Origin of the sequence: Dietzia cercidiphylli (assembly GCF_014145145.1) — a bacterium.
Lineage (GTDB): Bacteria > Actinomycetota > Actinomycetes > Mycobacteriales > Mycobacteriaceae > Dietzia > Dietzia natronolimnaea.
Genome location: NZ_JAALEA010000155.1, coordinates 1 through 3815 on the forward strand (window position 1 = coordinate 1; position 3815 = coordinate 3815).

The 3815-nt window shown below is 70.7% G+C and carries 2 protein-coding genes; one reads left to right on the top strand and one right to left on the bottom strand.

Going from position 1 to position 3815, the window contains the following annotated elements:
* Window positions 1-91: 91 nt before the first annotated feature.
* The gene (locus G6028_RS06240) at window positions 92-2161 is read right to left on the bottom strand and encodes an N-acetylmuramoyl-L-alanine amidase (RefSeq protein WP_241730588.1); all 2070 of its coding nucleotides are present in this window, start codon (window positions 2159-2161) and stop codon (window positions 92-94) included.
* A 404-nt stretch (window positions 2162-2565) separates the two neighbouring features.
* Between G6028_RS06240 and glf the strand changes: the two genes are divergently transcribed.
* Window positions 2566-3765, top strand: coding sequence for a UDP-galactopyranose mutase (gene glf, locus G6028_RS06245; protein WP_182658352.1), 1200 nt, complete (start codon window positions 2566-2568; stop codon window positions 3763-3765).
* Window positions 3766-3815 lie beyond the last annotated feature (50 nt).

The window sequence follows — 3815 nt, forward strand, 5'->3', positions numbered from 1 at the left end:
GCCCGCCGCCCCGTTGTCGGGGCGGCGGGCACACCTGGTGGGACCCGGTCCGCGAGTCTGGTCGGCCGACGCCTCGGGCGTCGGCCGGGGATCAGGGGTTCGGCTCGACCGTGAGCTCCTTGGTGGCCGGGTCGAAGACCAGCGTGCCGCCCTCGAAGCGTTGGGCGACCGTGCCGTCCTCGCGCCCGGTCTCACTCGAGACCGGCAGGCCGAGCGGCCCGTGCTCGAAGCCCTGCGAGGCCCAGGCGTCGCCGATCACGCCCCAGACCGGGTGGGTACCTGTCTCGGGGGACGAGTAGACCGCACCGTTCTCGTGCTTCACCAGGGACACGTTGCCGAACCTCTGGACTCCCGAGAGGACCTGGCCGAGGGGGCCGGCGAACTGCGAGGCGAGCCTGGCGAAGTCGCCGCCGGTCAGGTTCCCGACGGAGCCCAGGTCACCGCCGACGGCGTCCTGCACCGAGCCGGCGTCGAACGGGATGTCGGCGAGCGTCTTCCCACCGGTGAGGATGCGGGTCAGCGCGGCGGCGTCCAGGCGGCCGCCGGACAGGACGGTCCGGAGCGCGGAGGTCACCGCGTCCTGGACGCTGCCCTGGGTGACGCCCGGGATCGTCGTCCCACCGGTGCCCGGTCGCGGGGTCGTCCCGGGGTTGGTGACCGGGGGAGTGGGGTTGGACGGCGCAGTGGGGTTGGACGGAGCCGGGGTCCCGCCGCCGCTCTGGGCGTAGGTGGCCGCGATGTCGCGGATCTGGCCCATCCTGGCGTAGCCGGCGTCGCCGGGGCACGAGGTGTTGCCGACGTCGCGGTGGGCGAAGATGTTGGGCAGCCGGACCGCGGCTCCCATGGGATACCTGGTGAAGGACGTGCCCTCGGAGTAGTGGGTGTCTGAGCCCTTGGGGTTGACCCCGGCGATCGACAGACGCCAGCCGATGATCTCGCCCATCTTGCGCACGGTGGCCTCGGGCGGGGCGACGGTCGAGTAGTCGCCCATCATCGAGATGCCCCACGTGTTGCCGTTGAAGCCGCCGGCGTGAGCGCCCTGGACGTTGCGGTTGAGGCCGCCGTGGCGCCCCTCGAAGGCCTGGCCGTACTTGTCGACCATGACGTTGTACCCGACGTCGCACCAGCCCAGGTTGCGTGCGTGGTAGGTGTAGATGCCCCGCACGACACCGGCCGAGCCCTCGCGGGTGTAGTTGTTGCTGCCGGCCGTGTGGTGGACGACGGCGGCGGCGAGCGTGGGGTCGTAGGTGGCGTTGCGGCAGCGGATGGACTCGTCGGCGCCCCAGCCGGCGCGGCTGATGATCGCCGGCTGCCTGGCCGCGATGTCACCGTTCGCTCCGGTCCCGCCCTGCGCTGTGATGTCCCCGAACGACTCCGGGTCGGGGGTCGGGGTGGCGTCGGGGGAGATCAGGACGGCGGTGACCGAGTCGGACTGCAGGTCCGTGGACTCCGCGACGGGCTTGATGTCCGCGTAGCGAGTCGGGACCGGCGGGGTGTCGTCGGAGGCGGGCTCGGCCGACCGGGTGGCCGCGACGTCGTTCTGCGCGGGGGACCCCGTGGCCGGGGTGTCGGCGGCCTCGGACTCCGGGGTCTCCGCGGTCTCGGACTCTGCGGTCTCGGACTCGGCGCCCTCGGATGCCGCGCCCTCGGGGGCGTCTGCGAGCGAGGTGTCCGCGAGGTCGACGCCGGAGACCTTGATCTGAACCGTGGTGGTGTCCACCCCGAGGAAGACCGGTTCGGTGCCTCCGCTGCCGGTGGTGCTCTCGCCCTCGTCGTCGACGGACTCGGCTTCGTACCAGGGGCCCCACGAGCCGTCCGGGTTCTTGGCGCGCAGGGCCGCGACGGCCTCCGGGTTGTATCCCTTCCACGTGACGCCGACCATCGAGAACGGCGTCTCGGAGGTGACCTCCTTGACCGGGGCGGAGCCCACGGCGATGTCGGTGTCCACGCCCGCCGCGGCAGGAGCGTCGGCAAGTGCGACCTCGGCCGTCCCGGTGGGAACCGCGGTGCCCGCCGTGGCGGCGATGTCGTCTCCGGACTCGACCAGGTGGTCCGCCCCGTACACGGCGAGGGGCGTGACGACGGACGCCGCGACCGCCACCGCGAGGGCGAGGGTCCTGCGTCGACCGCTGACGTTCAGGGGGCGGCGTCGTGTTCTCAAGGGCTTCTCCAGATCAGGTCTGTGTCTCGCGGATCCCGCTGCGGAACACTTCTTCCCGGCGGCCGCGAGCGCTGCGACCACTGGGACGAATGTGACGAACGTGGTCAATGGTAGCTAAGAAACGAGTGAAACCAAGTGGTACGGAAGTGAATTTTGGGGTCACAACCGTGTAGTTTCGAACCGATGTACGACGACGAGGCCGCCCGGCGAGCGGACTGAGCAGCGGCACCGCGCACGGGTGGGGCCCTCCTCGTCGTCGTCACCTGGTGTGGCACCGGACCCCTCCGCCCACCCGCCCGATACCCTTGGACCCGGACCCGCGCCGACCGGCGCGTGGACACGCCGGCCGCGGCGCCTGACCATGCGCAGCGCGTCGGCGACGGACTACGGGAAGGCTCGAAGTGATGGCAGGCGATCGGCAGTGGGGGACCTACGACCTCATCGTGGTGGGGTCCGGTTTCTTCGGCCTGACGGTCGCCGAGCGGGCCGCGGCCGAGCTCGGCAAGCGCGTGCTGGTGCTCGACCGTCGCCACCACATCGGCGGCAACGCCTATTCCGAGCCCGAGCCCGAGACCGGCATCGAGATCCACAAGTACGGGGCGCACCTGTTCCACACCTCCAACGAGCGGGTGTGGGAGTACGTCAACCGTTTCACCGACTTCACCGGCTACCAGCACCGCGTGTTCGCGATGCACAAGGGCACGGCGTACCAGTTCCCCATGGGGTTGGGCCTGATCAACCAGTTCTTCGGGCGCTACTACTCGCCCGACGAGGCGCGGGAGCTCATCGCCGAGCAGGCCGCGGAGTTCTCGGCCGAGGACGCGACCAACTTCGAGGAGAAGGCCATCTCGCTGATCGGGCGGCCGCTCTACGAGGCGTTCATCAAGGACTACACCGCCAAGCAGTGGCAGACCGACCCCAAGAACCTGCCCGCCGGCAACATCACCCGCCTGCCCGTGCGCTACACGTTCGACAACCGCTACTTCAACGACACCCACGAGGGCCTGCCCGTCGACGGCTACACCGCGTGGCTGGAGAACATGGCCGCCGACGAGAAGATCGACGTGGTCCTGGACACCGACTGGTTCGACGTCCGCGAGGCCGTCCGCGCGGCGAGCCCGGACGCGCCCGTGGTCTACACCGGCCCGCTGGACCGCTACTTCGACTACGCCGAGGGCGAGCTGGGCTGGCGCACCCTGGACTTCGAGACCGAGGTGCTGCCCACCGGCGACTTCCAGGGCACCCCGGTCATGAACTACAACGACGCCGAGTACGACTACACCCGCATCCACGAGTTCCGGCACTTCCACCCCGAGCGCACGAACTACCCCACGGACAAGACCGTCATCATGCGCGAGTACAGCCGCTTCGCCGAGCGCTCCGACGAGCCGTACTACCCGATCAACGAGTCCACCGACCGCGAGCGGCTGGCCCTCTACCGCGACCGCGCCAAGGCCGAGACCGCGGCCAACCGCGTGATCTTCGGCGGCCGGCTGGGCACCTACCAGTACCTCGACATGCACATGGCGATCGCGTCGGCGCTGACGATGTTCGACAACACCCTCGCCCCGCACCTGCGGGACGGGACGCCGCTCGCCGACTGAGGCCCGGCCGGCCCGGCCGAGGCGGGTCGGCCCTCAGGCGGCGGGCCCGA

Excerpts from the sequence above, each read along its gene's own strand:
- glf (WP_182658352.1), top strand. The coding sequence starts at position 2,566 with ATGGCAGGCGATCGGCAGTGGGGGACCTACGACCTCATCGTGGTGGGG.